Source organism: Pseudooceanicola sp. HF7, from assembly GCF_011806405.1.
Lineage (GTDB): Bacteria > Pseudomonadota > Alphaproteobacteria > Rhodobacterales > Rhodobacteraceae > Pseudooceanicola.
The window spans coordinates 1-24,643 of the sequence record NZ_JAATOW010000045.1; the positions used below are offsets into that span (position 1 = coordinate 1).

Here is a 24,643-nt window from a genome sequence, read left to right on the forward strand (position 1 = left end):
CATCATCTCGATCGCGCGGTTCGAGATCACCTCGTTCGCGTTCATGTTCGACTGAGTGCCCGACCCGGTCTGCCAGACCACCAGCGGGAAGTTGTCATCGAACTTGCCCTCGATGACCTCTCCGGCTGCGGCGATGATCGCATCCGCAATCTCCGGCTCCATGTCGCCATTGGCCTTGTTGGCCATGGCACAGGCCTTCTTGATCACGCCCAGGGCCCGGATGATCGGCACCGGTTGCTTTTCCCAGCCGATGGGGAAGTTCATGATCGAGCGCTGCGTCTGAGCGCCCCAATACTTGTCGGCGGGGACTTCAAGAGGGCCGAAGCTGTCGGTCTCGGTGCGGGTCGCGGTCATGCGTCTCTCCCATTTCCATGCTGGAATATCGCAGCCGGTTTAGCCAAAGCAGCGGCGAAATCAATGCCGTTCCCGCTAACGGTCCGGGGCGAACCGTTAAAACAAGAGGGATTTCCCTGGATGTGATCACGCATTTTCCCTCTGTGATCACGAAATGGGTTGGGCTTTGGTCACAACGCTTGCGGGCCGGAACACGCTTGGCTGGCGGGGCGCTATTGCGCGCGGCGGCGGAACTCGAAGACCCGCGCGGGCGGCAAGTTGGCCCAGACCGTGGCGCGCCTTTCGCCGTGGATGCCCATTTCTGCCTGCACCTCGGGCGGGATCGGCGCATTGGGGGAATAGGTGATCTGGACGAAGACACCCTCTGGCGACATGACGTTGAAGGCGCGGCCCACGACCTCTCTCTGGATCTGGGGCCGGGCCAGGACCGGCACGCCGGAAATCACGCAGCCCAGGTTGGTCACGCCGATCTCCTCAATCTCCTGCGCGGGGCGGTTCAGAACCCGGACGCCGGGAAACTTCGCGCGCAGCGCGTCGCAGAAGCGTGGGTTCAGCTCCATCAGGATCAGCCGTTCCGGCGGCACGCCGCGATCCAGGATCGCCTTGGTGAAACTGCCGGTGCCCGGTCCGATCTCAAGGATCGGTCCCTCGACCATCTCGACCCCTTCGGTCATCTTGCGCGCCACCGCCGCGGAAGAGGGCGCGATGGCCGAAACCTCTTTCGGCTTGCGCATCATCTGTCCGATAAACACCGTGAAATCGCTAGGCACGTCGCTCTCTCCCCATGGGTGATCCTTGGCGCGACTTAAGCGATCGACCGGGGTGCCCGGCAAGCAGGATTTTCGGAATTTACAAAAGTTTCATGGGCTTGGGCAGTGACCTTGATGTGACCATGAAAAAAGCCGCGCCCGGGCGCGGCTCTTCATTCTGTCGTCGCAGCGGCGTCGTGAAACCGTCACCGATCCGCGATAGCGCGAGCGGCCTACTTGCGGAACTTGTCCAGCCGCACGACCTCTGCCTCGCCGGTGGGGCGTTCCTGGGAGTCGGCGGGCTGATCCTTCTTGGAGCGGTCGCGCAGCGGGCGCGGCGGCTCCGGCGGGGTGGGATCGTCATCGCCCATGCCCAGGTCGTCCTCGTCGTCCTCTTCCTCGTCGTCATCGTAATCCTGCGTCTCAAAGCGCAGGCCGAATTCCACGGAGGGATCGACAAAGGTTTGGATGGCGTCGAAGGGGATGAACATGCGCTCCGGCGCATCGCCGAAGTTCAGGGTCACAGCAAAGCCGGATTCCGATATCTGCAGATCATCGAACCAATGCTGCATGACCACGGTCATCTCGCTGGGGTAGCGATCCTTGAGCCAGTCGGCCAGTTCCGCATCCGGATGAGTGGTGTCGAAGGTGATGAAGAAGTGATGCGCCCCCGGCAAGCCGTTCTCCGCGACATCCGTCAGGACATCGAAGATAAGTCCCCGCATCGCGCGGTGCATGAGGTTGCCGTAGTCGATCGTCCGGGCCATTGGCGTCTTCCAAGTCTGATTTCCCCCGAGCATAGGGGATTCGAACCAAAACAAAAGATCACCCGGCAAGATTTTGCGCCAGTCCGCCCCGGGCATCTGGGGGGACGTAGCGGAAACAGCCCGCTTAAACTATCGCGGGTATCGTATTGGCGCCAAAGGCAATTCCCGCTAGGGCCATGAGGGCAAGGGCCGGGAAAAGCCGGACTTTCAGCGCGAAGATAAGGACAAAGGCACATAGAATGAGCAGCAGCGCGCGCAGCTGCAGCGTGCTTGGGTCCGGCATTGGCAGGACGCCGGTCTCTACCACCACGTCGAAGATGACGTGCAGCGTGAACCAGATCGCGAGGCTCGCGATGACGCCCACGACGGCAGCGGTGATGGCGCGCAGGGCGGCGGCCAGGCGGGGCTGGTGCAACAGGCGCTCCACGTGGGGCGCGAAGGTGAAGATGAAGGCGAAGCTGGGCACGAAGGTCACCCAAAGCACCAGCGCCCCGGCAGCCACACCGTAAAGCGGCCCGTCGCGCAGGGCAGCCGCCAGCATGCCCACGAACTGCGTGACCAGGATCAGGGGGCCGGGCGTGGTTTCCGCCAGCCCCAGGGCGTCGATCATCTGGTCGGCGGTCAGCCAGCTGAAATCCTGCACCACCACCTGTGTCATCCAGGCCAGCAGCGCATAGGCCCCGCCAAAGCTGAGCCCGGCAAGCAGGGAAAAGAAGCGCGCCAGCTCGAACAGGAAGCGATCCCCGGAAAGCCAGATCGCCAGAACCGGCAACTGCCACAGCACCGCCCAGAGGCAAAGCGCGCCAAGGCTGCGCCCCCAATGGGGCGCGGGGCCGGGCAGCGGGCTCTGCGCCTCTGTCTGGGCGCCCAGGAAATAGCCCCATAGCCCGGCCGTCAGCACGATCAGCGGAAAGGGCAGTCCGAAGGCGAAGATGGCAAGGAAGGCGGCGATGGCCAGCACATGGGCGGCGCGCCCCTCGAGCGCTTTGCCACTGAGCCGGACAAGCGCCTGCACCACGATGGCCACCACCAGCGCCTTGATCCCGAAAAAGGCCTGCTGCACCAGCGGCACGTTGCCCCATTCCAGGTACAGCAGCGCCAGCGCGCCGATCACCACGGCCCCGGGCAGAACGAACAGCAGGCCAGCCAGCAGCCCGCCGGCCAGGCCGCGCTTCATCCATCCGGTATAGGTGGCAAGCTGCATCGCCTCGGGGCCGGGCAGCAGCATGCAGAAGCTCAGCGCGCCCAGAAAGGCCTTGTCGGCAAGCCAGCCGCGCGTATCGACCAGCTCGCGGTGCATGACGGCGATCTGCGCCGCCGGGCCGCCGAAACTGGCCAGCCCGATCTTTCCGAAAGCCGCAAAAAGGGCGCCCCAGCTGGGTGGGGTATCGGGGCTTGGCATGGAATCCTCGGGGCTGGCTGCTCTGGGCCAAGGTTTGCCGAGCCCCCGGGCGTGGTCAAGCCTTCGCCCCGCTTATCCTGCGGGAAGCCGGCGATCCTTTGCCGTTGCGGACCTGGCGCAACACTGCCCGGGAAGGACCCCCTCAGGGCAGCGGCGCGGTCTTCCAAAGCTGCACCTTGAGCGCCCCGAAAGACACCGGTGGGCCCGGCGGCAGCAGGGGCAACCCCGTGGCCTTTGCCAGCGAGGGTTCAGAGGTGACAATCCCGACGCGCCAGCCGGAAAACTGCTCGGCCAGCACCTTGCCCAGGGATCCATAGAGCGGGAACAACAGCTTCTTGTTCCCGATCCGCGCGCCGTAGGGCGGATTGGTCAGGATCAGCCCGGCGGGGCCATCCGGGCGCACAAGCGCCGAGACCGGCGCGCAGGTCCAATCGATGTCTCCGTCAAGCCCCGCGCGTCCCGCGTTCTTGCCGGCCATGCCGATGACACCGGAATCCCGGTCAGAACCATAAAAGCGGGGCAGGTCGCCCGCCTTCGGCGCCTGCGCCTTCAGCGCTACCCAGGCCTCGGGGTCGAAACCGGCCAGCTGCTCAAAGGCAAAGGCCCGGTTGCGCCCCGGCTTCAGCCCGCGCGCGATTTCGGCGGCCTCCAGCAGGAAGGTGCCAGAGCCGCACATCGGATCCAGCACCGGTTCATCGCCGTTATAGCCGCAGTCGCGCAGGAACAACGCCGCAAGGGTGTCCCGCATCGGGGCCTTGCCCACGGCCTCCTTGTTGCCGCGCCGGTGCAGCGGCTCGCCAGAGGTATCAAGGCTGAAGGTGACGATATTGTCGTCGATGCGGGTCTTCACGACAACCGCTGCCTCGGGCGCGATCTCTGCGCCAAGGGTCTCTCGGATGGCGGTTTCGATCCGCTGCTGGGCGGCGCGGCCATGGTAGATCTTGGATTTCTTGTTGGTCGTGACCTCGACCCGCACAGGGACATCGGCGCGCAGGAAATCCCCCCAGGGGAACTTTCGCGCCCGCTTGTCCAGCTGCGCCAGGTGGAAGGCCGGGAAACCGCCGATGCGGGCCAGCACCCGTGCGGCGCCGCGCAGCTCCAGATTGGCCCGCCAGACATCGGGCCAGCGCCCCTGGAAGGTGACGCCGCCGGGGGTCGCCTGGGGATCGGGAAAGCCCGCCTCGGCCATTTCCTGGCGAAGGCAGTCTTCAAGCCCGGGGGCCACGGCGCAGAATATCTCGAATGTGTCGCTCATCCGCTGGCTCATACAGACAAACGCGCCCCTCTGCGAGGACAAGCTTGCGCCCATCTGCAACGCGCGCGCAAAATCCGCCTGCCTCTGGCCGGCTTGATCACTGGTGGAACTGTGGGGGAAGGGAAGTGCAGGTTTCTGTTGCCAGGTACCTGCGAACCCCGCCTTAAGCTGCTAGGCCCAAGGGCTTAAGTTTCGATGTTTCGGACAGCTTACGCTGCCAGAGCCATCGGAGCACGATTGTTGTTGGCAATTGTACTGATTTCGCCGGTAACGGTGGCAGACAGCCGAGACAAAGCTAACCCCTTTAGACGTTCGTCGATCCTATTTCGGCCCCATGATCCTTCCAACACAGGATATTTGGTGGAGCCGCCGGGTACCGCCCCCGGGTCCGAGCCGCTTATTACGAGCGCGTTTATGTCCATAGTCCCCGAAGGGACAAGGCTGATATAGGGCCCTGCTTCGGGGATTTCAAAGGGTTTCTGGTGCAAATTTTTCACGTGGCTGCGCGAAAATCACCAGTGCCGCTGTGTCAGCTGTCTTCGATCAGCCAAGCGTTCGCCTTGCCGATGGCGTCATTGGCAAAGACGCGGACCGGTACCGGGATCAGCCAGCCCATGCCTTGCACGGATGCCGACAGCCAGTGCACATCCGTCACCACCGCGACCTTCTCAAAGGCGCTCATGTGGGACAGGCCCAGCTTCATGTCGGACCACATGGCGCTGGCCTCAAACCCTTCGAACTCCGGCCCGAACCAGTAGAGCAGGCGCATCTTGCCATGCTCTGCCGCCATGCGTTCGACCGCCGGGGCCAGGTGGGTTTCGTAATCTTCGCCGGTCACCGTGCCGCGCGCGGTGGCCAGCAGGATGCCCTTTTCGATATCAAGGTCTATGTCGATCATCGGATCACTCCCAGGCTGCTAATCCAGCCAGCCTAGGACGATCCGCTTACCTTAGGGAAGGGGGACGTGCAGCATATGGCGGGAAACCGCGGGCAGGGTGCGTGCCTGGAAATGCCCCCGAAGCCATCCCGATGGGACCGCCTCGGGGGATAAAGGCCTCAGCCGGCCAGTTTCACCAGCGCATGGCGTTTCTTGCCGGCCGACAGTTTGACCGGAGAGGCCAGCGCGGTGGCGTCCAGCATCAGGCCGGCATCGGTCAGGGGCGCATCGTCGATCCGCGCGCCATTGTCCGCGATCAGCCGCTTGGCTTCCTTGCCGGTCTTGGCCAGGCCAGAGCGCACGATCAGCTGGGACACGGAAATGCCCGCGCCAACCTCTTCCGCGGTCAGCTCAAGGGTGGGCAGGTCATCGCCCGTGCCGCCTTTTTCAAAGACCTCGCGCGCGGTCGCCTCTGCGGTCACGGCGGCCTCGGGCCCGTGCAGCATGCCCGTGACTTCGTTGGCCAGGATCACCTTGGCCTCGTTGATCTCGGAGCCGCCAAGCGCGCCCAGTCGGTTGCATTCGTCCACCGGAAGCTCGGTGTAGAGTTTCAGGAACCGGCCCACGTCCGCATCGGTCGTGTTGCGCCAGAACTGCCAGAACTCGTAGGGGCTCAGCATCTCGCCGTTCAGCCAGGTCGCGCCATTGGCGGACTTGCCCATCTTGCGCCCGTCGCTGGTGGTCAGCAGCGGGGTGGTCAGCCCGTAGATCTCCTGGTCGATGACGCGCCGGGTCAGGTCGATCCCGTTGACGATATTGCCCCATTGATCCGATCCACCCATCTGGACCATGCAGCCGTAGCGGCGGTTCAGCTCAAGGAAATCATAGGCTTGCAGGATCATGTAGTTGAATTCCAGGAAGGACAGCGATTGCTCGCGGTCCAGCCGGGATTTCACGGATTCAAAGGACAGCATCCGGTTGACGCTGAAATGCCGGCCGATGTCGCGCAGGAACTCAAGGTAGTTCAGCCCGTCCAGCCATTCGGCATTGTTCAGCATCAGCGCGCCATTGGGGCTGTCGCTGTAATCGAGGTATTGGGCAAAGACGCGGCCCATGCCGTCGATATTGGCGTTGATCGCATCCGGGGTCAGCAGCGGGCGCTCATCCGCGCGGAACGACGGATCGCCCACCTTGGTGGTGCCGCCGCCCATCAGGGTGATCGGCTTGCCGCCCATCTTCTGGAACCAGCGCAGCAGCATGATGTTCATCAGGTGACCAACATGCAGGGACGCCGCCGTGGCGTCATAACCGATATAGCCGGGCACCACGCCTTTGAGCAGCGCTTCGTCCAGGGCCTGCAGATCGGTGCAATCGGCCAGGAAGCCGCGCTCGATGATGGTGGCCAGGAAATCCGACTTCGGAATGTAGGTCATGACACTTGTCCAGGTTTGTGTTGCAGGGCACTCTATACGCTCGGGCAAGACAAAGGAAAAGACCATGAAGGCAGGGGCGATACAGGCGCTTGGCGCAATGTCGGGAACGTCGCTGGACGGAGTCGACGCGGCGATGGTGGAAACCGACGGGCAGGCGATCTTCGGCTTCGGTCGCAGTGGCTACCGGCCCTATTCCAAGGACGAACAGGCGGTACTGGCCGCAGCGCTTGGCCTCTGGCCGGGTGAGGACGCACGGCTGACCGCCGCGGCAGAGGTCACCCTGAACGCGCACGCGGAATTGCTCAGCGATTTTCCAGAGGCAGAGCTGGCCGGGTTCCACGGTCAGACCCTGGCGCATGATCCCCATGGGCGCGGCACCCACCAGCTGGGCGACGGCGCGGCCCTGGCCGAGCGGCTGGGCTGCCCGGTGGCCTGGGATTTCCGTACCGCCGATGTGGCGGCGGGGGGCGAAGGGGCACCGCTTGCGCCCTTCTTCCACCACGCCTGTGCGCGCTGGATCGGGGCAGAGGAACCGGTGGCCTTCCTGAACCTTGGCGGCGTGGGTAACGTCACCTGGGTCGACCCGCTGATCGCGGAGCCGGCCATGCCGGGGGCACTGCTGGCCTTTGATACCGGTCCGGCCAATGCGCCGGTGAACGATCTGCTGATGGCGCGCCTGGGCCTCGCCTATGATGCCGATGGGGCGCTGGCGTCGAAGGGCACGCCGGATGAAGGGCTGGTCGAAAAGGTTCTGGCGCATCCCTATTTCTCAAGAGTGCCGCCCAAGTCCCTGGATCGAAACGATTTCGGTGATCTCACCGGCCTCTGCGAAGGGCTGTCGGATGCCGATGCCGCTGCGACTCTGACCGCGCTCTGCGCCGAAAGCGTGGCCCGCAGCCTGGCGCTTCTGCCCGCCCGTCCGGCACAGCTTCTGGTCACTGGGGGCGGCCGCATGAACCCGGTCCTGATGCAGATGCTGGCGGCGCGCTGCGGAATCCCGGCCGTCGCGGTAGAGGACGTCGGCCTTGATGGCGACATGCTGGAAGCCCAGGCCTTTGCCTACCTGGCCGTGCGCAGCGCCCGTGGCCTGCCGCTCTCGGCCCCCGGCACGACCGCAGTGCCCCAGCCGCAGCCTGGCGGCCAACTCAGCCAGCCAGCCCTGCGCCAAACGGCCTGAACAGCGCAGACAACGGCCTGAACAGCGCAGACAACGGCGGGATCTGCACGGATCCCGCGCTGTCCCGACCTGCTCTGCCTGATTGCGCGGCGGCGCGGGCGCCGGGGCTGTGCCCTGTGGAACACGCTGGGCGAAAAAGGCAGGTAATGCGCCACTTGCGGCGCAGTTAACGCTAACGGTCGGCATTGTGGTGTCTTGCGCATCTGTTATGGTGCCCGCGATCCCGCCGCGACGCAGCGCAGGCGATGCCGCGCCGGAACGCAGTTCGGAAAGGAGCTTTGATGGTTTCGCGAGTGATTCCCGTCGATACGTTCGACCTGGTCATTTTCGGCGGCACGGGCGACCTTGCCCGCCGCAAGATCCTGCCCGCGCTTTACCGCCGGTTCGTCTCTGGCCAGATGGAGGGCGAAAGCCGCATCATCGGGGCCGCGCGATCGGAGCATAGCAAGGAAGAATTCCAGCAGATCATCGCCGATGCGATCAAGGAATTCGATGCCAAGGCCTATGACAAGGACCTCGTGGCAGAGTTCGTCTCTCACCTCGATTACGTCCATGTCGATGCGCTTGGCGAAGAGGGCTGGCAGACGCTGGCCGAAAAGCTGGAAGGCGACCGGGTCAAGGCCTTCTACTTCTCCGTCGCGCCCAGCCTCTTTGGCGCCTTGGCCGAACGGCTGCGCACCAACGGGCTGGCCGATCAGAACACCCGCATCGTGGTCGAAAAACCCTTTGGTCACGACCTGGCCTCGGCCCGGGCGCTGAACCAGGACCTGGCAGAGCATTTCGACGAAAGCCAGATCTACCGGATCGACCATTACCTGGGCAAGGAAACGGTGCAGAACCTCATGGCGGTCCGCTTCGGCAACATGCTGTTCGAACCGCTCTGGAACGCGCAATACGTCGATCACATCCAGATCACCGTTGCCGAAACCGTGGGCGTCGGCGGGCGCGGCGAATATTACGACAAGTCCGGCGCGATGCGCGACATGGTGCAGAACCACCTGATGCAGCTACTCTGCCTGATCGCGATGGAGCCGCCCGCACGGTTTGAGCCCGATGCCGTCCGCGACGAAAAGCTCAAGGTTATCAGGGCACTGGAGCCCGTTCCTCATGACGATATCGTGCGCGGGCAATATGCCTCTGCCGGCAAGAACCCGGATTACCTCTCCGACGTGGGCGATCTGACCAGCCGCACGGAAAGCTTCATCGCCATGAAGGTCAAGATTTCCAACTGGCGGTGGGCGGGGACGCCGCTTTACCTGCGCACGGGCAAGAAACTGCGGGCGCGCACCTCGGAAATCGCGGTGGTCTTCAAGGAGACGCCGCATTCGATCTTCGGGCCGGAAAGCGGCAGCCACCGCAACATCCTGACCATCCGCCTGCAGCCGAACGAAGGCATGGACCTGGGCGTGACGATCAAGGAACCGGGGCCGGGCGGGATGCGCCTGGTCGACGTGCCGCTCGACATGACCTTCGCCGACGCGCTTGGCCCGGATGCCGAGGACGTGCCGGACGCCTATGAACGGCTGATCATGGATGTGATCCGGGGCAACCAGACCCTGTTCATGCGCGGGGACGAGGTCGAGGCCGCCTGGGCCTGGGCCGACCCGATCATCGACGGCTGGGAGACGCGCGGCGACAGGCCGTTCGCCTATGACCAGGGATCGACCGGCCCGGAAGAAAGCATGATGCTGATGCACAAGGACGGACGCCGCTGGCGGGAGATCAAGGCATGAATTTCCAGGAATACCCCGATCGGGACATGATGGCGCTCAGCCTGGCCGATACGCTTGCGGGCGAATTGGGCGCAGCCTTGCGTCACGAGGAGCGCGTGACCTTCTCCGTGCCCGGCGGCACGACGCCGGGGCCGATCTTCGATGCGTTGACCTCGGTCAAGCTGGACTGGGATCGCGTTGACGTGGTGCTGAATGATGAACGCTGGGTGCCCGAAGACAGCCCGCGCTCCAACACCGGGCTGTTGCGCCGCCGGCTTTTGTCAGGTCATGCCGCCGCCGCTCGGCTGCTGCCGCTTTACGCCGATGCGCCCGAACCTGAAGGCGCGCTCGAAGCGCTTTCCGAAGCGCTCGCGCCCCATATGCCGATCAACGTGCTGGTGCTTGGCATGGGCGGGGACATGCACACGGCCTCTCTCTTCCCCGGGGCCGACCGCCTGGAAGAGGCGCTTGCCGCCGATGCGCCGATCCTGCTGCCGATGCGCGCAGCCGGCGCCGGCGAACCCCGGATCACCATCACCGCGCCTTACCTGAAGGGCGCGCTGTCGACCCATGTGATCATCACCGGCCCGGAGAAACGCGAAGCGCTTGAGCGCGCGCGCAGCCTGCCGCCGGAAGAAGCCCCGATTGCCGCCGTGCTGGCCGCGGCCACGGTCCACTGGGCCGAGTAAACGCGCCGAACAGATTTAAGTTTGAATTGTAACCCATTGCTCTGAAAAGGAGTTTAGACGATGTGGGAACAGGTTTCCTCGCTGGCCGATGAGCTGCGCGACCGCTCCATTCTTGACCTCTTTGCCCAGGACCCGGACCGTTTCAGCCGCTTTTCGGTGCGGGCCGATGACCTGCTGTTCGACTTCTCCAAGACCAGCATCGACCAGCAGGTGCTTACGGCTCTCATCGCGCTGACAGAGGCCGTGGATCTGCCCGCCAAGCGCGCGGCGATGTTCACCGGTGAGAAGATCAATGAAACCGAAGGCCGCGCGGTCCTGCACACGGCCTTGCGCAACCTCGATGGCACGCCGGTCATGGTCGATGGCCATGACGTCATGCCCGAGGTGCTGGACACCCTTGATCGGATGGAGGCTTTCGCCACCGCGCTGCGCGACGGCAGCTTTACCGGGCAGGGTGGCGCGATCACAGATGTGGTCAATATCGGCATCGGCGGATCTGACCTGGGTCCGGTCATGGCGAACCTGGCGCTGGCACCTTATTGCGACGGGCCCAGGGTGCATTTCGTCTCCAACGTGGATGGCGCGCATGTGCATGACGTGCTGGCGGGTCTGAACCCGGAAACCACGCTGGTCATCGTCGCTTCCAAGACCCTGACCACGATCGAGACGATGACCAACGCCGAAACCGCGCGCAAGTGGATGGCGGCCAAGGTCAGCGACACCGGCGCGCAGTTTGCCGCGCTCAGCTCCAATGCCGCGGGGGCTGCCGAATGGGGTATCGCGCCGGACCGTGTCTTCGGCTTCCAGGACTGGGTTGGCGGGCGCTATTCCATGTGGGGGCCCATTGGCCTGCCGATCATGATCGCCGTGGGGCCTGAAAACTTCCGCGCCTTCCTCTCCGGCGCGCAGGCGATGGACAAGCATTTCCGCGACGCTCCGGTCGAAGAGAACCTCCCGGTCCTGCTGGCCCTCGTCGGCATCTGGCACAACCAGGGCCTGGGCCATGCCACCCGCGCCGTGCTGCCCTATGAACAACGCCTGCTGCGCCTGCCGGCCTACCTTCAGCAGCTCGAGATGGAGAGCAACGGCAAGCGCGTCTCCATGGATGGCGGCCCGTTGCCCGTGGACTCTGGCCCCATCGTCTGGGGGGAGCCGGGCACCAACGGCCAGCACGCCTTTTACCAGCTGATCCACCAGGGCACCCGCATCGTGCCCTGTGAATTCATGGCCGGTATCGAAGGGCATGAGCCCGACCTGGCCCATCAGCACGACCTGCTGCTGGCCAATTGCCTGGCCCAATCCGAAGCCCTGCTGACCGGGCGCTCGCTGGAAGAGGCGACGGGCCTGATGGAACAGGCCGGGTTCGAGGGCGATGAACTGGCCCGCCAGGCGGCCCACCGTGTCTTCCCGGGCAATCGCCCCTCCACCACGCTGCTTTACCCCAAGCTCACGCCCTTCGTGCTGGGTCAGATCGTGGCGCTTTACGAACACCGCGTCTTTGTCGAAGGGGTGGTGCTGGGCATCAACTCATTCGATCAATGGGGCGTGGAGCTGGGCAAGGAACTGGCCAAGACTCTCACCCCGATCCTTGCGGGCGAGCAGGGCACAGAGGGCAAGGACGGCTCCACTGCCGGGCTGATCGCCGCGATCCGCGCAGGGACCTGATCCGCCCGCGCGCAGAAAGCGCACAGAGTGAAAGGCGAAGAGACTGCCAGAAAGCCTCTTCGCCCGTTGCGCGGCCGTCGGGAAAGGCCCGCAACGCCCTGCCTCGGTGAAGACACGGGGGGCTAACGGCGAAAGTTTCAGCGTGATCCGTCAGGCGCCGCGGGGATGTCGAAACTCGGGTCTGCCAGCACGAAATCCTTGAAGTCAAAGCCGGGCGAAACCGTGCAGCCCACAAGCGCCCAGCCCCCCATTGGCCGCGCGGCCTGCCAATAGCCTGGGGGCACGATGACCTGGGGCCGCTCGCCCGCCGCCAGGTCCTTGCCCAGTACATGGGCCTCTGCCGGGCCGGCCTCGGTCGGTGACAGGCGCAGTTCCACGGGCGCGCCGGCATAATGGTGCCAGACCTCTGTCGAGACGATCTTGTGCCAATGGCTGACCTCGCCTTCCTTCAGCAGGAAATAGATCGCCGTGCCGGTAGGATGCGCGCCCCCCGCCGCCTCGGCGCGCCAGGTTTCCACGTAGGCGCCGCCCTCCGGGTGCGGGGCAAGGTCAAGCAGGGTGATGATCTCTTCCGGGGTCATGGCGGCTCTCTTCTTGGCTTGGTTGGAGGCGGTGGGATAAGCCGCCTGCGGGCGCGCGCGGCGCCCGGCTCAGGGCCGCAGGATATCGGCCCGGCGGGCCGGTGCAATCCCGGTCAAGCCAGCAGGGGGCAAACCCGCACTCACTCCCAATCACGCGCCTTCCCGTTGGACTTCCCCCGCTGAAACCGGTGATATGGCCCGGTTGCCCCAGTTTCGGAGAATGCTTCAGATGCCGGCCCCCAAGGACAACCCCCTGACACCAGAGGGGTACAGGCCGAACCAGATCCTCGCCGGCTTCCTGTGGATGTGTGCCTCTGCCATCGGCACGGGCTCCATGGCTGTTCTGGCGCGGGAAATGGCCCTGCATGGCAGCCATCCGTTCCAGAATGCCTTCCTGCGTGCCGCGGTGGGGCTGGTGCTCATCCTGCCGCTTCTGCGCCACCAGAGGGTGTCATTGCGCCCGACCCAGCCGCGCCTGATGTTCCTGCGCGCCGCGCTGGCCGCCGTGCCGCTCACCTGCACCTTCTATGCCTCTGCCAAGATCCCGCTGGCCCAGGTCTCTGCCATTGCCTTTGCCGCGCCGATCCTTGTCGTGGTGCTCTCCGTGCTGATCCTGCATGAAAGGGTCTACCTGCGCCGCTGGATCGCGGTGGCCATCGGCTTTGCCGGCATGATTGCCATCCTGCGGCCCGGGTCAGCCGCGTTCGAGCTGGGCACGCTGGTGGCGGCCTTCGGCGCCTGCGCCATGGCCGGGGTGACGCTCTGCGTGCGCCTGCTGGGGCGGACGGAGCCGGCAGAGCGGATGGTCTTCTGGGCGACCACCGGCCAGTTTTTGTTTATCCTGCCGCTGGCGCTGTCGGTCTGGACCTGGCCCGGTGGCACGGTGATCCTGCTGGCGATCGGAACCGGGTTCTGCGGCACGCTGGGGCAGTACGGCCTGACCCGCGCCCTGCAATCGGCAGAGGCCTCTGTCATCTCGCCGCTGACCTACCTGCGGTTGCCCTATGTCGCGCTCATGGCGTTCTTCCTTTACGGAGAGATTCCAGATGCATGGACGCTGATCGGCGCGGCGGTGATCATCGCCTCGGCGCTCTACATCACGCACCGCGAACGCGCCCGCAAGGGCAAGGCTGCCGTGCCGGTTCAGGCGCCGCCAAGCTAGGTGGGCAGGGCGGCGTCACGCGCTGCTGGCAGGGGGCACCGCGCAACCCTGCGGCGACAGGCAATCGAAGGCCTGCCGAAAAATTTTGCACTTTCTCAGGAACAACTACGCGCACCCAACGTTGTGTGGATGAAGCAAATATGGAGATAACCACATGACCTTTCGTACTTTTCTGAGCGCTACCGCCATTTCTGCCATTGCTGCAACCGGCGCCCTCGCGCAGTCCGACGGTGCAGCGGATATGTCCACCGACACCGAGATGACCCAATCGGCTGAAACCTCCGACATGGCGTCCCACGACAACATGTCCTCCCATGAGATGGGCGACGCGAAGCTGATCCGCACCCGCGACATCACCGGTGGCACGATCTACACCATGAACGAAGCCGACGACGAATGGTCGATGGACACCAGCTATGACGCCGTTGGCGACGACTGGAACGACATCGGCGAGATCGAAGACGTCGTGCTCGACTCCTCCGGTCAGATGATCGGCGTGGTTGGTGAAATCGGTGGTTTCCTGGACATCGCGGACAAACACGTGATGATCCCCGTCAGCAACGTGCGCCTCGTGCCCGTCGATGACGAGAAATACGCCCTGGTCACCAACCAGAGCGAAGAAGAGCTGGAACAGCTGGAAGAAGTCGATGAAGGCTTCTGGGACTAATCCCCAGCCGGTTTGAACACAGTTTTGAACCTGTCTGCCTGACCCCTGCCTGACAGTCCCCGTGCCCGGCAGGGCGATCCAGACAAGAAAGCCCGGAGCATCGCTCCGGGCTTTCTTCGTTTCAGCATAGGCTTCCATGGCCCGGCCCCCAAGGGCTGGGGCAGGGCTGATGGGGCAGGCCTTACTTCAGGATCGAGGTGCCGGCGTATTCCGCGGTCTCGCCCAGGATTTCCTCGATACGGATCAGCTGGTTGTATTTTGCCAGCCGGTCGGAACGGGCCAGCGAGCCAGTCTTGATCTGACCGCAGTTGGTGGCCACGGCCAGGTCCGCGATGGTGGCATCCTCGGTCTCGCCGGAGCGGTGGGACATCACGTTGGTGTAGCGCGCACGGTGGGCCATATCGACGGCTTTCAGCGTCTCGGTCAGAGAGCCGATCTGGTTCACCTTCACCAGCATGGAGTTCGCCACGCCCTTTTCGATGCCCATGCCAAGACGGGCGGGGTTGGTCACGAACAGGTCGTCACCCACCAGCTGCACCTTGTCGCCCAGCAGGTCGGTCAGGATCTTCCAGCCTTCCCAGTCGTCCTCTGCCATGCCGTCCTCGATCGAGATGATCGGGTAGGCGTCGCAGAGCGCCTTCAGGTAATCGGCGTTCTCCTGGCTGGTCAGGGACTTGCCTTCGCCCTTCATCTCGTACTTCCCGTCGACGTAATATTCGGTCGAGGCACAGTCGAGCGCCAGGAAGATCTCTTCACCCGGCTTGTAGCCGGCCTTTTCGATGGACTTCAGGATGAAGTCGAGCGCCTCGGTGGTCGAGCCAAGCTCAGGTGCGAAACCGCCTTCATCGCCCAGGCCCGTGGACATGCCGGCGGCGGAAAGCTCTTTCTTCAGGGTGTGGAAGACCTCAGAGCCCATGCGCACGGCTTCGCGGATGTTCTCCGCGGCGACGGGCATGATCATGAATTCCTGGATGTCGATCGGGTTGTCGGCATGTTCGCCGCCGTTGATGATGTTCATCATCGGCACCGGCAGCACGCGGGCGGAGGTGCCGCCGACATAGCGGAACAGCGGCTGGCCGGTGAAATCGGCAGCGGCCTTGGCCACGGCAAGCGAGACGCCCAGGATGGCATTGGCGCCCAGGCGGCCCTTGTTCTCGGTTCCGTCGAGCTCGATCATGGCGAGGTCGATGCCGACCTGGTCGGTGGCTTCGAAGCCGACGATGGTGTCGGCGATCTCACCGTTGACGGCTTCCACGGCTTCCAGGACGCCCTTGCCCATGTAGCGGGATGCGTCGCCATCGCGCTTTTCCACGGCTTCATGGACCCCGGTGGAGGCGCCGGAGGGGACAGCGGCACGGCCCAGCGTGCCGTCTTCGAGGATCACGTCCACTTCGACGGTGGGGTTGCCGCGGCTGTCCAGGATCTCGCGGGCGTGGATATCGATGATGGTGCTCATGGGGGCAATGTCCCTTGTTGAGAAATGGCGTCTGGGCAAGTCTTAGGGCCTCCCTCGATGCGAGGAAAGGGGCCTGTGGCAAGTGTTTGCGTTAAAGCGGGAAATTGGCGCGGATCATGGCGGGCAAGGCAGGGGCGCTGCCCCTCTGGCGCCTTTGGCGCCATTCACCCCGAAGTATTTCCGGCCAGATGAAAGGGATCCCGGCGGGATCAGTCCTTCTTGATCGGGACGCCGTAGAGCTCCAGCTTGTGGCCGGTGAGGCGATAGCCGAGCTTGGCGGCGATCTTTTCCTGCAGGGCCTCGATCTCGGGATCGACGAATTCGATCACCTTGCCGGTGGCAAGATCGATCAGGTGGTCGTGGTGTTCGCGTTCGGCATCCTCGTAGCGCGAGCGCCCGTCGCCGAAATCGACCTTTTCCAGGATGCCCGCTTCCTCGAAGAGCTTGACGGTGCGATAGACCGTGGCAAGGGAGATCCGCGGATCCAGCGCATTGGCCCGCGCGTGCAGTTCTTCGACGTCAGGGTGGTCGCGCGCCGTATCCAGCACGCCGGAGATCACCCGGCGCTGTTCGGTCATGCGCAGGCCGGACGCTTCGCATCGGGTCTGGATCGTGTCTTTCTTGGGCATGTGGTCCGCCGCGCTTTTCTCTTGTGTCAGATTTGCCGCTCCCGGCCCCCGGGGTCAACCGCTGGCAGGCCGGCGGCGGGCTTGGGGCGCGCGGCAGCCGGTTGTCAGCCGGGTTTGCAGGCCCCGGCTGGGGGGCTAAAGGAAGGGGCGGATCCCGGCGCGCCGCCCTGCCGAGACAGGAAAGACCCCTTCGGGCGAAGGGGTCTTTCTGTCAGAACGGCGTTCCGGGGGGCTTTGCAGTGGATCCCTAGGAGCGGCGCCCCCGGGATCACTCCAGTTCGATGGTGCCCGGCGGCTTGGAGGTGCAATCGTAGAAGACGCGGTTGATGCCCTTCACCTCGTTGATGATCCGGGTCGAGGTCTCGCCCAGGAAATCATGGCTGAAGGGGAAGTAATCCGCCGTCATCCCGTCGACCGAGGTCACGGCCCGCAGCGCCAGCGCGTAATCATAGGTGCGCCCGTCGCCCATCACGCCAACCGTGCGCATCGGCAGGATGGCGGCGAAGGCCTGCCAGATCTCGTCGTAAAGCCCGTGCTTGCGGATCTGGTCGATATAGACCGCATCCGCCTTGCGCAGGATCTCCAGCTTCTCGCGGGTGATCTCACCGGGGCAGCGGATCGCCAGGCCCGGTCCGGGGAAGGGGTGGCGGCCGATGAAGCTGTCGGGCAGGCCCAGCTCGCGCCCGAGGGCGCGGACCTCGTCCTTGAAGAGCTCGCGCAGCGGTTCAACCAGTTTCAGGCCCATCTTCTCGGGCAGGCCGCCGACGTTGTGGTGGCTCTTGATGGTCACGGAGGGCCCGCCGGAGAAGCTGACCGATTCAATGACATCGGGATAAAGCGTGCCCTGCGCCAGGAAGGCTGCGCCCTCGATCCCGTCGGCGTATTTCTGGAAGACGTCGATGAAGAGCTTGCCGATGATCTTGCGCTTAGTCTCGGGGTCGGAAACGCCCTCGAGCTCGCCCAGGAAGAGGTCCTGTTCCTGCGCGTGGATCACCTTGAGGTTCATGTGATCGCGGAACATGCCCACGACTTCCTCTGCCTCGTTCAGGCGCAGCAGGCCGTGGTCGACGAAGACGCAGGTCAGGTTCTCTCCGATTGCCTCGTGGATCAGGGCTGCCGCGACAGAGCTGTCCACGCCGCCCGACAGCGCGCAGATCACCTTGGCGTCGCCCACCTGGTCCTTGATCGTCTGGACCATTTCCTCGCGGTAGGCGGACATGGTCCAATCCCCGGCGAACCCGGCGATCTTGACGAAGTTCTCGTAGAGCGTCTTGCCGTTCGGGGTATGGTGCACCTCCGGGTGGAACTGCACGGCGTAGAAGCGGCGCTCCAGGTCGGCGGTGATGGCGAAGGGCGCGCCGGGGGAGGTGCCGTAGACCTCGAACCCCGGGGCAATCTCGGCCACGTGATCGCCATGGGACATCCAGGCCTGTTCGCGCCCCGATCCGTCCAGGAACCAGCCGGCGGTGAAATCGCTGCGGGCCTCCGTCGGCGTGACCCAGGCCCGGCCGAATTCCGCGGTGGCATGTTCGCCCGCTTCGACCCGTCCGCCCAGGTCATGCATCATGACCTGCTGGCCATAGCAGATGCCCAGGATCGGCACGCCCCTGTCATAGGCGGCTTTCGGCGGGCGGGGGGACCCCTCGCGCATCACCGAATCCGGACCGCCGGAGAAGATGATCGCCTTGGGGGCGAACTCCTCCAGGAACGCGTCCGTGACGTTCTGGTAGGGGTGGATCTCGCAATAGACTTTCAGTTCCCGCAGGCGTCGCGCAATGAGCTGCGTGACCTGCGAGCCGAAGTCGATGATCAGGAGGCGGTCATGGGATATCTGGCTCATGTGCCCGCATTAGTGCGGGGCGGCGAAACGCGCAAGAGAAAGCGGTACCGGAATGCCGCCTTCGCCGCCCATGCGCGCCCGTGATGCCCCAGGGATGCGCCCGCCGCGCCCCGGGCGCTCTCAACCCTCCCGTAGGGAAAGTGTCGTATTTTCGTCCCAAGCGACGCAATCCGGCCCTTGCGCGACCCGCCGGGCCGTTATCAACGGAGAACATCGGACTTGCGCGACCCCCATCGTGCGAGTCGCTCGGGCAGGGGAGAAGGTCATGAGTGAAGCAGCAACAGGCAGACGCGGACGCGGCGGCGGCGGGGCAGCCCGGCGGGCGGCGCGCAGTGCGGTGCACTTCGACAACGTCCCGGCGATCGAGCGCAAGATCCCCAACATGGAGATGCTCTCGGAAGAGGCGCTGCAGGTGATCGAGGCCAACGCCGAAACGGTGCTGGAAGAGGTCGGCGTCAATTTCGTCAACAATCCCGAAGCCCTGGCCCGCTGGAAAGAGGCCGGCGCGGAGATCCAGGGCGAACGGGTGCATATTCCCCGGGGCCTTGCGCGCAAGCTCTGCGCCACCGCGCCCGGCAGCTTCACCCAGCATGCCCGCAACCCCGAACGCTCGGTCGAGATCGGCGGCAAGGGGCTGGTCTTTGCGCCGGTCTACGGCCCGCCCTTCGTGCGCGACCTCGACGGGGGGCGCCGCTATGCCACGATGGAGGATTTCCGCACCTTCGTGAAACTGGGCTACATGTCCAAGTGGCTGCACCATTCCGGCGGCACGGTCTGCGAACCCACGGATGTGCCCGTCAACAAGCGTCACCTGGACATGTTGCATGCCCATATGACCCTGTCGGACAAGCCCTTCATGGGCTCCGTGACCGAACCCAGCCGCGCTCAGGACAGCGTCGACATGTGCAAGATCCTCTTCCAGGAGGAAGAGCTCAGCCGCACCTACATGACCTCGCTGATCAACATCAACTCGCCGCTGACCTTCGACGACACGATGATGGGCGCGCTGGAGGTCTATGCGGCCAACATGCAGGCCTGCATCATCTCGCCCTTCATCGTCGGTGGGGCCATGGCGCCGGTCTCCGTCGTCGGCACGCTGACGCAGGTCCTGGCAGAGGGGCTGGCGGGCGTTGCCTATTCCCAGCTTGTCCGCCCCGGCGCGCCGGTGATCTTCGGCGCCTTCGTGACCTCGATCGACATGAACTCCGGCGCGCCCACCTTCGGCACACCGGAAGCCTCCCAGATCCTCTACGGCGCCGGCCAGCTGGCCCGCCGACTGGGGCTGCCGTTCCGCTCCGGCGGGGGGCTGTGTGGCTCCAAGCTGCCCGATGCCCAGGCGGCCTATGAAACCTCCAACACGCTCAACGCGGCGCTGCTGGGCGGGGTGAACTTCATGCTGCACGCCTGCGGCTGGCTGGAAGGCGGGCTTGCCGCCTCGGTCGAGAAATTCGTGCTTGATGCCGATCAGCTGGGCGTGCTGCACCGCATCGCCGGCGGCGTCTCCCATGATGAGGAAGCCCAGGCCATGGATGCCATCCGCGAAGTGGGGCCGGGCGGGCATTACCTGGGCTGCGGCCATACCCAGCGGCATTTCCAGACCGCCTTCTGGCGCTCAGAGGTGTTGGACAACAAGCCCTTTGAAACCTGGTCCGACGAAGGCGCGCGCTCCAGCCAGCAGCTGGCGGCGGTGCGGGTCGGCAAGATGCTGGACACCTACCAGCAACCCCCGCTCGATCCCGCCATAGCCGAGGCGCTGGCCGCCTATGTCGCCCGCCGCAAGGGCGAGATGCCGGACGCCTTCTCCTGAGCGCCGTCTTCGCCTGAGCGTCGCCCTGACAGGGCGGGCCCAAACCGGGATACACCTTAGCTGACATGAACCGGGCGGCCTCCTTTGGGGGCCGCTCGTGTCGTTCAGGCATACCCCGCGAACAGCGATCCGCAAAGGCGGCCCGGCTCAGGCCGCGACCGCCTGGATCAGCGCCACTTCCCCCAGCAGGGCCGACAGCACGCTGACATGGCGCGCGGGGGAATAGATCTCCTCGCTGTTGCGGCGCTGGCGGTCCAGCTCCGCTTCCATTTCCAGCAGCCGCAGCGCCGCTGCCCCGTGGCGGGGCAGCACGCTTTGACCCATCAGCGCGGTAAGGTGCCGCTCACGGCGATAGCTCTCTGCGGCGATCCGCGCGGCGCTGGTCAGAAGCTTCGGACGGCGCAGCTGCCCCAGCATTGTCTGAATGTCCTGCATGTCATCATTCCCTGTTAACCCGGTGCTCCGGACGCCTTGTCCGGTGGGTCACTCAATCATGACGGGCGTTGCGCAGGCCCTATTACGCCGTACGGTGGGGCAAGGATAGTTTATTATTTGGAAACAATTCTCGGAATGGGGGTTAACCGTTAACCCTTAGGAAACCCTAACGCCGTTCACTGTGGTTCAAATTGGGGACACCCCGCAATCATGTTTTGCCGGATCGATACTCTCATGACCACATTGTCAGAAGACGACCTTTGCCATTGCGCAAATCTGCCCGGCTGGCTGCCGGATGCCGCAAGGCATTACATCGCGCATAGGCAGGACGGCGTTTCCATTCGTCAATTGGCGCGGGAGGCGGGCTGCCACGCCTCCACCATCCTGCGCCAGATCCGCCGCCTGGAGAGCCTGCGCGACGATCCCCTCGTGGATCATGCGCTCAGCCGCATCGGGCGTAGCGCGGGGCCTGCCAGCCCCCTCGCGGACCAACAGGAGCCAGACCAGATGAAACCCTCTCTGCCGGAAGATTTTAAACCGCCCGTATCCGAAGCCACCCTGCGCCGTGACGCTCTGCCCGTCCTGCGCCAGCTTGCCCAGGCCGGCACCGTCCTTGCCGTCGCCCAGGAGATGGAGAAAGCCGTGATCGTCCGGGACCGGGCCGACGGTTCTCCGGACCGGCTGGACGTGGTCACACGCGACCTGGCAGAGGCCATGGCCCTCAAGGACTGGATCGCCTGCAAGTCGCCCGGTCGCGTGTCGCGCTACGTCATCACCAGTGCCGGGCGCACCATGCTCAACCAATTGATTGCACGGTCAGAAAACGCCGCGCGCGGCTTTGCCGAAGGCATGGTCAGCTTTGATCATCGCAGCGCCCGCCCGGTGGTGGAAGACCACGGGGAAGAGGACACGCCCGGCCGTGGCCGCCCTTATCAAAGCGATAGCCCCGTGGCCGCCCTGGCGCGGCGGCGCGACCGGGACGGCGCGCCCTTCCTACGTGCCGAACAGGTGCGCGCCGGCGAACGCCTGAGAGAGGATTTCGAACTGGCCCAGATGGGCCCCCGCATGACCCAGGATTGGGATCGCTTCCTGACCGCCGGGGTGACCAGCTCTGGCGGGCAGGGCGGTGGCCGGGGGCAAGAGGCCGCAGGCCGCCGCGTGGCCGCCGCACTGGAAGAGCTTGGCCCCGGCCTTGCCGATGTGGCGCTGCGCGTCTGCTGCCACATGGAGGGGCTGGAAACCGCAGAGAAGAAGCTGGGCTGGTCCGCGCGCTCGGGCAAGATCGTCCTGCGCATCGCCCTGGATCGGCTGCACCGCCACTACAGCCGCCAACCCCGGGACAGCGGCATGATCGGCTAGATCAGGCGCCCATTTCCCCGGACTAAAAAACCCGGCCGCCAAGCGCGCCGGGTTTTTTTCTGGCCTGCCGTTAATTATTCAATATTGTGAATATTAATGAGCCGCTGCATTTTGTTTCCAGTCAGACGACAATTGCGCCTGCTGCAGGGGAAATTAAAGTGCCCTCCAGATCCAATCAGCCACCCACCAGCATTCCCACCACATAGGCCACGCCGGCGCAAAGCAGCCCCACGGCCACGGTCTCCAGAAGGGTGCGCCCCAGTCGCTCTCCGGTTGCACGCCAGCGCAGCAGTCCCAGGGCGGTCAGCGCCAGGACCGTCGCGCCGACAGAGACGCGGAAGGTCAGGGGCGTGGGATCGAACAGGAAATATGGCACCAGGGGCACCACCCCGAAGGTCAGGAAGCTGCCAAAGGTGACCAGCCCGTTCTTGCCCGGCGCATCGGGGCCTGAATCATGCATCCCGTGCTCCCAGGCAAGCTCCATCTCTGCCATCAGCGCCGGGTGGCGTTCCAGGATCCGCGTCGTCGCGCCGGCCTCCTCCGGATCCAGCCCGCGCTGCGCCAAGAGCCCCTCGAACCGCGCGCGCTGCTCCACGGGCGCCTCCGCGATCTGCCGCAGGCTGCGCCTGTGCCGCTGGCAGTAAAGATCGCGCAGCGCCCGCCCGGACAGGAACTCTCCCATCCCCATGGAGACTCCATCCGCAAAAAGATTGGCCAGGCCGAAGACCAGCACCGCCAGCCCCCCGATCGCCGCACCCCCTTCAAGCGAGGCTCCCGCGAAGCCCGCCACCGTGGCAAAGGTCGTGACGATCCCGTCGTTGCCGCCATAGACGATCTGCTTGACGAAATCCTGCACCCGGGCGAACCGGTCTGGCTGGCGTTCTGGCTGGGCCTGCTCCATGGCATCTCCTCGCGTGGGCCGCCGCGGCCCGCATGCCGACAAGACCAGACTACCCGCGCCGTGACCAGCAGAGCGCGCAAGAAAACGCCCCGTGCCAGGAAGGCACGGGGCGCGTCATGGCCCGATAGCATCGCCCTGCAAGGGGCAGGGCGGTCAGCCCCTCGTCGTCACCTGCGAGTCATCCGTCACCGGCACCGCGTTCACGTCATCTTCCACGGCCTTGCGCACGCCCGCCTCGTAGTCGGGATGCACCTTGCCCAGCACCGCGTACCAGCGCTCCTTCACCGCGTCAGAGCACGGGCCCATGGCCGAGGCCATGTTGGAATGCAGCCGGGCGCGTTCATCGTCATCCATGACCTCTGCATAAAGCGCGCGCGGCTGGACGTAATCGGCATCCGGATCCGCCGGGTCATAGCGGTCCGCATCGCCGTCGATCCGCAGGGGCGGCTCCGCAACGCCAGGATCGGCGCGGGCGGCCTCGTCATATTGGTTGGGCTCGTAATAGGCATCCGGATGGCCGGTCTTCGGGGGGAAAAAGCGCATCGCCCCGTCCTTGTGGTAGAAGTTCACCTCTGCCGCGGCCTTGGCATGGTTCGCCGGCAGCTGTTCGTAATGGGTGCCCAGCCGGTAGCGATGGGCATCCGCATAGGCAAAGATCCGCGCCTGAAGCATCTTGTCCGGGCTCCAGGAAATGCCCGGCACGATGTTGGAGGGCGCATAGGCCGCGTTCTCCACGAACATGAAGTAGTTTTCGGGGTTGCGGTTCATCTCAAGCTCCCCGACCTCGATCAGCGGGAAATCCCCGTGCGGCCAGACCTTTGTCAGATCGAAGGGGTTGAAGCTCTGCCGGGTCGCCTCCTCCTCCTCCATGATCTGGATGAAGACCTTCCAGCGGGGGAAATCACCCCCGTCGATCATGTTGTACAGATCCTCCTGGTAGCTCTCCCGGGTCTTGCCAATCAGCTCTTCGGCCTCGGCATTGGTGTGGAAGGCATGGCCCTTCTGAGTCCTGAAATGGAACTTAACCCAGAAGCGCTCGCCCTGGTCGTTCCACAGCGAATAGGTGTGCGACCCATAGCCATTCATCCGGGCGGGGTTCTTGGGGATGCCGCGATCGGACATCAGGATGGTGACCTGGTGCACGGATTCGGGCTGTCCGGCCCAGAAATCGAACATGGCTTCGGGGCTGCGCAGGTTGGTCTTGGGATGGCGCTTCTGGGTGCGGATGAAATCCGGGAACTTGTAGGCATCGCGCACGAAGAAGACGGGGGTGTTGTTCCCCACCATGTCCCAGTTGCCTTCCTCGGTATAGAACTTCAGGGAAAAGCCGCGCACGTCGCGCTCGGCATCCGCCGCACCCTGTTCCCCGGCCACGGTGGACCAGCGCGCCAGAACCTCGGTCTGCTTGCCGACCTCGCTGAACAGACGGGCCCGGGTGTAACGGGTGATATCCTGCGTGACGGTGAAGGTGCCGAACGCGCCCCAGCCCTTGGCGTGAACGGGGCGCTCCGGAATGCGCTCGCGGTTCTGATGCGCCAGCTTTTCCAGCAGCTGATAATCCTGCATCAGCACCGGCCCGCGCTTGCCTGCGGTCAGGGAATGGTCGTTGGTCGGCATCGGGGCACCGGCACTTGTCGTCAGTCGCGTCTTGTCAGCCATGAAAATCGGGTCCTCTCGATCGGGCTTGGGAAGGGTCGTTCCAGCCCCAACGCATAGGATCCAATTG

The 24,643-nt window shown here is 64.8% G+C and carries 22 protein-coding genes and 1 other RNA gene; 8 read left to right on the plus strand and 15 right to left on the minus strand.

All coding sequences use genetic code 11. The features are described 5' to 3' along the window. From HCZ97_RS18340 to tyrS, 8 genes are all read right to left on the minus strand, one after another. Nucleotides 1-354: lyase family protein (locus HCZ97_RS18340; protein ID WP_254871601.1), on the minus strand; the 354-nt coding region annotated here is incomplete at its 3' end. A 212-nt stretch (nucleotides 355-566) separates the two neighbouring features. Next, nucleotides 567-1,124, minus strand: a complete 558-nt coding sequence (locus HCZ97_RS18345; protein ID WP_167690566.1) for a methyltransferase type 12 — start codon at nucleotides 1,122-1,124, stop codon at nucleotides 567-569. Nucleotides 1,125-1,336: 212 nt separating this feature from the next. Continuing rightward, a complete protein-coding gene (locus HCZ97_RS18350; protein WP_167690567.1) occupies nucleotides 1,337-1,870 on the minus strand; it encodes an SspB family protein in 534 nt (177 codons plus the stop codon). A 124-nt stretch (nucleotides 1,871-1,994) separates the two neighbouring features. Continuing rightward, nucleotides 1,995-3,272: a chromate efflux transporter gene (gene chrA / locus HCZ97_RS18355; RefSeq protein ID WP_167690568.1), complete on the minus strand. Its 1,278-nt coding sequence runs from the start codon at nucleotides 3,270-3,272 to the stop codon at nucleotides 1,995-1,997. Between the two features lie 142 nt (nucleotides 3,273-3,414). After that, nucleotides 3,415-4,527: a class I SAM-dependent RNA methyltransferase gene (locus HCZ97_RS18360; protein WP_254871602.1), complete on the minus strand. Its 1,113-nt coding sequence runs from the start codon at nucleotides 4,525-4,527 to the stop codon at nucleotides 3,415-3,417. 124 nt (nucleotides 4,528-4,651) lie between these two features. Beyond that, nucleotides 4,652-5,003, minus strand: a transfer-messenger RNA (tmRNA) gene (gene ssrA / locus HCZ97_RS18365). 53 nt (nucleotides 5,004-5,056) lie between these two features. Continuing rightward, complete coding sequence (locus tag HCZ97_RS18370) at nucleotides 5,057-5,425, minus strand: STAS/SEC14 domain-containing protein (protein ID WP_167690570.1); 369 nt, start codon at nucleotides 5,423-5,425, stop codon at nucleotides 5,057-5,059. Between the two features lie 158 nt (nucleotides 5,426-5,583). Then, nucleotides 5,584-6,837 carry a tyrosine--tRNA ligase gene (tyrS, locus tag HCZ97_RS18375; protein WP_167690571.1) on the minus strand — a complete coding sequence of 418 codons (1,254 nt, stop codon included), beginning with the start codon at nucleotides 6,835-6,837 and terminating at the stop codon, nucleotides 5,584-5,586. Between the two features lie 64 nt (nucleotides 6,838-6,901). Between tyrS and HCZ97_RS18380 the strand changes: the two genes are divergently transcribed. The 4 genes from HCZ97_RS18380 to pgi all read left to right on the plus strand — a co-directional run bounded on the left by HCZ97_RS18380 (nucleotide 6,902) and on the right by pgi (nucleotide 12,080). Further along, the gene (locus tag HCZ97_RS18380) at nucleotides 6,902-8,014 is read left to right on the plus strand and encodes an anhydro-N-acetylmuramic acid kinase (protein ID WP_167690572.1); all 1,113 of its coding nucleotides are present in this window, start codon (nucleotides 6,902-6,904) and stop codon (nucleotides 8,012-8,014) included. Between the two features lie 281 nt (nucleotides 8,015-8,295). After that, entirely contained in the window at nucleotides 8,296-9,747 is a 1,452-nt protein-coding gene (gene zwf / locus HCZ97_RS18385; RefSeq protein WP_167690573.1) for a glucose-6-phosphate dehydrogenase, read from the plus strand. After that, nucleotides 9,744-10,415, plus strand: coding sequence for a 6-phosphogluconolactonase (gene pgl / locus HCZ97_RS18390; RefSeq protein ID WP_167690574.1), 672 nt, complete (start codon nucleotides 9,744-9,746; stop codon nucleotides 10,413-10,415). Before zwf ends, pgl begins: the two co-directional genes overlap by 4 nt. 60 nt (nucleotides 10,416-10,475) lie before the next feature. Beyond that, the gene (gene pgi / locus HCZ97_RS18395; RefSeq protein ID WP_167690575.1) at nucleotides 10,476-12,080 is read left to right on the plus strand and encodes a glucose-6-phosphate isomerase; all 1,605 of its coding nucleotides are present in this window, start codon (nucleotides 10,476-10,478) and stop codon (nucleotides 12,078-12,080) included. 137 nt (nucleotides 12,081-12,217) lie between these two features. On the opposite strand, the gene HCZ97_RS18400 is transcribed toward pgi, so the two are convergent. Further along, nucleotides 12,218-12,661, minus strand: coding sequence for a cupin domain-containing protein (locus HCZ97_RS18400; protein ID WP_167690576.1), 444 nt, complete (start codon nucleotides 12,659-12,661; stop codon nucleotides 12,218-12,220). 220 nt (nucleotides 12,662-12,881) lie between these two features. Here HCZ97_RS18400 and HCZ97_RS18405 point away from each other — a divergent pair, with 220 nt between their 5' ends. Further along, entirely contained in the window at nucleotides 12,882-13,823 is a 942-nt protein-coding gene (locus tag HCZ97_RS18405) for a DMT family transporter (protein ID WP_217701824.1), read from the plus strand. A gap of 154 nt (nucleotides 13,824-13,977) precedes the next feature. Then, the gene (locus HCZ97_RS18410) at nucleotides 13,978-14,490 is read left to right on the plus strand and encodes a PRC-barrel domain-containing protein (protein WP_368484399.1); all 513 of its coding nucleotides are present in this window, start codon (nucleotides 13,978-13,980) and stop codon (nucleotides 14,488-14,490) included. A gap of 181 nt (nucleotides 14,491-14,671) precedes the next feature. Here the strand turns inward: HCZ97_RS18410 and eno are convergent, their stop codons facing one another. From eno to guaA, 3 genes are all read right to left on the minus strand, one after another. Continuing rightward, nucleotides 14,672-15,946 (minus strand): phosphopyruvate hydratase, encoded by a 1,275-nt coding sequence (gene eno / locus HCZ97_RS18415; RefSeq protein WP_167690578.1) that lies wholly within the window; start codon nucleotides 15,944-15,946, stop codon nucleotides 14,672-14,674. Nucleotides 15,947-16,155: 209 nt separating this feature from the next. After that, nucleotides 16,156-16,575, minus strand: coding sequence for a Fur family transcriptional regulator (locus HCZ97_RS18420; RefSeq protein ID WP_167690579.1), 420 nt, complete (start codon nucleotides 16,573-16,575; stop codon nucleotides 16,156-16,158). Between the two features lie 268 nt (nucleotides 16,576-16,843). Beyond that, nucleotides 16,844-18,415 (minus strand): glutamine-hydrolyzing GMP synthase, encoded by a 1,572-nt coding sequence (guaA, locus tag HCZ97_RS18425; RefSeq protein WP_167690580.1) that lies wholly within the window; start codon nucleotides 18,413-18,415, stop codon nucleotides 16,844-16,846. A 265-nt stretch (nucleotides 18,416-18,680) separates the two neighbouring features. On the opposite strand from guaA, the gene HCZ97_RS18430 reads away from it, so the two are divergent. After that, nucleotides 18,681-20,222 (plus strand): trimethylamine methyltransferase family protein, encoded by a 1,542-nt coding sequence (locus HCZ97_RS18430; RefSeq protein ID WP_167690581.1) that lies wholly within the window; start codon nucleotides 18,681-18,683, stop codon nucleotides 20,220-20,222. A gap of 147 nt (nucleotides 20,223-20,369) precedes the next feature. Here the strand turns inward: HCZ97_RS18430 and HCZ97_RS18435 are convergent, their stop codons facing one another. Next, nucleotides 20,370-20,657: a DUF6477 family protein gene (locus HCZ97_RS18435; protein ID WP_167690582.1), complete on the minus strand. Its 288-nt coding sequence runs from the start codon at nucleotides 20,655-20,657 to the stop codon at nucleotides 20,370-20,372. A 234-nt stretch (nucleotides 20,658-20,891) separates the two neighbouring features. Between HCZ97_RS18435 and HCZ97_RS18440 the strand changes: the two genes are divergently transcribed. Further along, nucleotides 20,892-22,016 carry a DUF6456 domain-containing protein gene (locus HCZ97_RS18440; RefSeq protein ID WP_167690583.1) on the plus strand — a complete coding sequence of 375 codons (1,125 nt, stop codon included), beginning with the start codon at nucleotides 20,892-20,894 and terminating at the stop codon, nucleotides 22,014-22,016. Between the two features lie 175 nt (nucleotides 22,017-22,191). On the opposite strand, the gene HCZ97_RS18445 is transcribed toward HCZ97_RS18440, so the two are convergent. Both HCZ97_RS18445 and HCZ97_RS18450 read right to left on the minus strand, forming a co-directional pair. Beyond that, nucleotides 22,192-22,917 (minus strand): VIT1/CCC1 transporter family protein, encoded by a 726-nt coding sequence (locus HCZ97_RS18445; protein ID WP_167690584.1) that lies wholly within the window; start codon nucleotides 22,915-22,917, stop codon nucleotides 22,192-22,194. Nucleotides 22,918-23,070: 153 nt separating this feature from the next. Next, nucleotides 23,071-24,576, minus strand: coding sequence for a catalase (locus tag HCZ97_RS18450; protein ID WP_167690585.1), 1,506 nt, complete (start codon nucleotides 24,574-24,576; stop codon nucleotides 23,071-23,073). Nucleotides 24,577-24,643 lie beyond the last annotated feature (67 nt).

Bases quoted from the DNA above. Each gene is read 5' to 3' on its own strand.
- HCZ97_RS18350 (WP_167690567.1), bottom strand. From the start codon at position 1,870: ATGGCCCGGACGATCGACTACGGCAACCTCATGCACCGCGCGATGCGG.
- chrA (WP_167690568.1), bottom strand. From the start codon at position 3,272: ATGCCAAGCCCCGATACCCCACCCAGCTGGGGCGCCCTTTTTGCGGCT.
- HCZ97_RS18360 (WP_254871602.1), bottom strand. From the start codon at position 4,527: ATGAGCGACACATTCGAGATATTCTGCGCCGTGGCCCCCGGGCTTGAA.
- HCZ97_RS18370 (WP_167690570.1), bottom strand. From the start codon at position 5,425: ATGATCGACATAGACCTTGATATCGAAAAGGGCATCCTGCTGGCCACC.
- tyrS (WP_167690571.1), bottom strand. From the start codon at position 6,837: ATGACCTACATTCCGAAGTCGGATTTCCTGGCCACCATCATCGAGCGC.
- HCZ97_RS18380 (WP_167690572.1), top strand. From the start codon at position 6,902: ATGAAGGCAGGGGCGATACAGGCGCTTGGCGCAATGTCGGGAACGTCG.
- zwf (WP_167690573.1), top strand. From the start codon at position 8,296: ATGGTTTCGCGAGTGATTCCCGTCGATACGTTCGACCTGGTCATTTTC.
- pgl (WP_167690574.1), top strand. From the start codon at position 9,744: ATGAATTTCCAGGAATACCCCGATCGGGACATGATGGCGCTCAGCCTG.
- pgi (WP_167690575.1), top strand. From the start codon at position 10,476: ATGTGGGAACAGGTTTCCTCGCTGGCCGATGAGCTGCGCGACCGCTCC.
- HCZ97_RS18400 (WP_167690576.1), bottom strand. From the start codon at position 12,661: ATGACCCCGGAAGAGATCATCACCCTGCTTGACCTTGCCCCGCACCCG.
- HCZ97_RS18405 (WP_217701824.1), top strand. From the start codon at position 12,882: ATGCTTCAGATGCCGGCCCCCAAGGACAACCCCCTGACACCAGAGGGG.
- HCZ97_RS18410 (WP_368484399.1), top strand. From the start codon at position 13,978: ATGACCTTTCGTACTTTTCTGAGCGCTACCGCCATTTCTGCCATTGCT.
- eno (WP_167690578.1), bottom strand. From the start codon at position 15,946: ATGAGCACCATCATCGATATCCACGCCCGCGAGATCCTGGACAGCCGC.
- HCZ97_RS18420 (WP_167690579.1), bottom strand. From the start codon at position 16,575: ATGCCCAAGAAAGACACGATCCAGACCCGATGCGAAGCGTCCGGCCTG.
- guaA (WP_167690580.1), bottom strand. From the start codon at position 18,415: ATGAGCCAGATATCCCATGACCGCCTCCTGATCATCGACTTCGGCTCG.
- HCZ97_RS18430 (WP_167690581.1), top strand. From the start codon at position 18,681: ATGAGTGAAGCAGCAACAGGCAGACGCGGACGCGGCGGCGGCGGGGCA.
- HCZ97_RS18435 (WP_167690582.1), bottom strand. From the start codon at position 20,657: ATGCAGGACATTCAGACAATGCTGGGGCAGCTGCGCCGTCCGAAGCTT.
- HCZ97_RS18440 (WP_167690583.1), top strand. From the start codon at position 20,892: ATGACCACATTGTCAGAAGACGACCTTTGCCATTGCGCAAATCTGCCC.
- HCZ97_RS18445 (WP_167690584.1), bottom strand. From the start codon at position 22,917: ATGGAGCAGGCCCAGCCAGAACGCCAGCCAGACCGGTTCGCCCGGGTG.
- HCZ97_RS18450 (WP_167690585.1), bottom strand. From the start codon at position 24,576: ATGGCTGACAAGACGCGACTGACGACAAGTGCCGGTGCCCCGATGCCG.